Here is a 2,754-nt window from a genome sequence, read left to right as displayed (position 1 = left end):
GCGTTAGGGTGGCCCGTGCTCCTGGGCCCCTGAGATGGCGACGCCGATCAGTTCCATTACTCCCGTCAGTGCTGCCAGCCCCGTGGCTGATGCGGCGACGCCCGATCTCGTGCTTCAGGCCGGCAGCGTCGTCGACGCGAGAGTGGTCAGCGTACTCGCCGACAATCTGGTGCGGATCGCGATTGCAAACCTCTCCCTCGACGTGATGTCGGAAGTCGCGCTGTCGCCGGGGCAAAATCTCCAGCTCGCGGTGTCGCAGAACGACGGCACCATCCGCCTCGCCGTCATGGGCGGCGCAGGCGAGGCGGCCGCCGACCAGGTCACGCTGACGCCGGCTGCGGCTTCGCTGGTTGACAGCCCGTCGCTCGCGCCGTCCACGAGCGCGGCGCGCAGCACCTTGACGCCATCCGAGCAGGTCGCCGTCACGATGGCGTCGGCCGAGGCCGCGAGCAAGCAGGGCAGCCAGGCGCCGCTGTTCGCCAATCTTGCCTCCGTCGTGACCGGAAGCGATCTGCCGGCGGGATTGAAGCAGGCGGTGCTGGGCGTGCTGGCGCAGCAGACGCCGCTCAACACCGCGCTTGATGGCGGCGACATCGAATCCGCCTTCCAGAAGTCAGGGCTGTTTCTCGAGGCTTCGCTTGCCGCGGGCGCGACGCCGTCGCCAGGCGCGGTGCCGGACCTGAAGGCGGCGCTGCTGGTGCTGCGCCAGACGCTGGCCGCGACCTCAGGCGCGCTCGAGACCGGCGCGCCGCAGGCACCGGCGCAAGGCACCGCGCCGCCGACAAGTGTCACGACCTCGCCGCAGACCGCCGCGTCCGCACTCCTGGTGGCGGGCAAGGCCGCGCAAGCGGCATTGCCGTCGCCCGAAGCGGAGATCGCCCAGCCGACGCAAATGCCGCGCGGCGCTGCGCTCGCAGCCGCCGTGCTGGCCGACATGGCGGGCGCAACACCGCAGGCGGCGGGCCCGCGAACCATGTCCGCAGGCCTTGCCGCGAGCCTCTTGCAGGAGGTCACGCAAAGCCTGCCGCGCATGATCGGCAATTTGCCGGGCTCGAACAAGGCCGTGCCCGATGGCCACATCTTCGAGGCCGCCGCGCGCGCGACGCCACCGCCATTCCGCGGCGCGCTGCCGTCGCCGCAGTCCATCGCCTCGCCATCGCTCGTGCCGGATACGCCGCTGGCGGCGACCGTGCACCGTCTGCTCGACGACACCAATGCCGCGATCGCGCGGCAGACTTTGCTCCAGGTCGCCTCGCTCCCCGATCGCACCGATGCCTCGGGGCACCGCATCGACCCGGCCGTGCCGCAGTGGAATTTCGAGATTCCCTTTGCGACACCGCAGGGCACCGCCATGGCGCAGTTCGAGATCTCGCGCGACGGCGGCAACGAAGCCACCGATCCCGCCAAACGCGCCTGGCGCGCACGCTTCACGCTCAACGTCGAGCCGGCCGGCCCCGTGCATGCCTTGATCACACTGAACGGCGACAAGACCTTCGTGCGGATGTGGGCGGAGCGGCCGGCGACCGCGCAGCAGCTCCGCGCCGGGATCGGTGAGCTCAATCAGGCGCTGACCAGGGCCGAGCTCAAGCCCGGCGACATCGTTGTGCGCGACGGCACGCCGCCGCAGCCGGCACCGGCCCGAGCCGGCCACTTCCTGGACCGCGCCACATGAGTGATCCATCCAAGCTCGCGATCGCGCTGCATTACGAGAGGGGCACCAACGCGCCCGTCGTCGTCGCCAAGGGCAAGGGCACGATCGGCGAAAAAATCGTCGAGATCGCTAAGGCCAACGACATCCCGATCGAGGAGAATGAAATCCTGGCCGGCGCGCTGTCCAAGGTCGAGCTTGGCGAGGAGATCCCGCCCGATCTCTACAAGGCCGTCGCCGAAGTGCTGGTGTTCGTGCTGCGGCTGTCGGGCCGGGCCAGGTAGCTGTCATCGTTTCACCATGATAGCGGCTGCATGGTCGCCGCCAATTCCATCGCTCAACGGACATTCACGTGATCACTCGCCGTTCCACCCTCGGCCTTCTCGCCGCAACCGCGATCCTGCCGTCGCGTGCGCTCGCCCATGTCGCGCCGCCGCGCAACGAGATCCGCGACAGCCTGGCAAAACGCTTCGCCGATCTCGGCACATCAGGCACTTTTGTCGGCTACAAGGTCGAGGACTATCTGATCGTCGCCAGCGACAAGGAGCGCTCGGGCGAGGGCAAGCTGCCGGCCTCGACCTTCAAGATCCCGAACTCGCTGATCGCGCTGGAGACCGGCGTGGTCACAGATCCCGACAAGGACGTGTTCCCCTGGGACGGCGTGAAGCGCGGAATCGAGGCGTGGAACAAGGATCACACGCTGCGCAGTGCGATCGCGGTCAGTGCGGTACCGGTCTATCAGGAGATCGCGCGCCGCATCGGGCAGGAGCGCATGCAGAAGTATGTCGATCTGTTCGACTACGGCAATCGTGACATCGGCGGCGGCATCGACCAGTTCTGGCTCACCGGAAACTTGCGCATCGATCCGGTCGAGCAGATCGATTTCGTCGACCGGCTGCGGCGGCGCGCGCTGCCGATTTCCAAACGCAGCCAGGATCTCGTCGCTGACATCCTGCCGGTGACCAAGGTCGGCGATTGCGTCATCCGCGCCAAGTCCGGCCTCCTGGGCGCCGAGCGCGGCGAGCCGTCGCTCGGCTGGATGGTCGGCTGGGCCGAGAAGGGCGAGGCGCACACCGTGTTCGCGCTCAACATGGACTGCACCGAGC

At 68.4% G+C, this 2,754-nt stretch carries 3 protein-coding genes; all 3 read left to right on the top strand.

Annotation, left to right across the window (positions count from 1 at the left end; genetic code table 11):
• The first annotated feature begins 34 nt into the window (after positions 1-34).
• Positions 35-1,672, top strand: coding sequence for a flagellar hook-length control protein FliK (gene fliK, locus AC1D00_RS35180; protein ID WP_477013839.1), 1,638 nt, complete (start codon positions 35-37; stop codon positions 1,670-1,672).
• Positions 1,669-1,932: an EscU/YscU/HrcU family type III secretion system export apparatus switch protein gene (locus tag AC1D00_RS35175; protein WP_404557208.1), complete on the top strand. Its 264-nt coding sequence runs from the start codon at positions 1,669-1,671 to the stop codon at positions 1,930-1,932. The genes fliK and AC1D00_RS35175 overlap by 4 nt, the downstream gene beginning before the upstream one ends.
• 68 nt (positions 1,933-2,000) lie before the next feature.
• On the top strand, positions 2,001-2,754 hold a 754-nt coding region (locus AC1D00_RS35170), incomplete at its 3' end, for a penicillin-binding transpeptidase domain-containing protein (protein WP_477013838.1).

This window comes from Bradyrhizobium sp. P2_E8 (assembly GCF_056403875.1).
This window is presented reverse-complemented; position numbering and strand designations above follow the sequence as displayed.

Excerpts from the sequence above, each read along its gene's own strand:
- fliK (WP_477013839.1), top strand. The coding sequence starts at position 35 with ATGGCGACGCCGATCAGTTCCATTACTCCCGTCAGTGCTGCCAGCCCC.
- AC1D00_RS35175 (WP_404557208.1), top strand. The coding sequence starts at position 1,669 with ATGAGTGATCCATCCAAGCTCGCGATCGCGCTGCATTACGAGAGGGGC.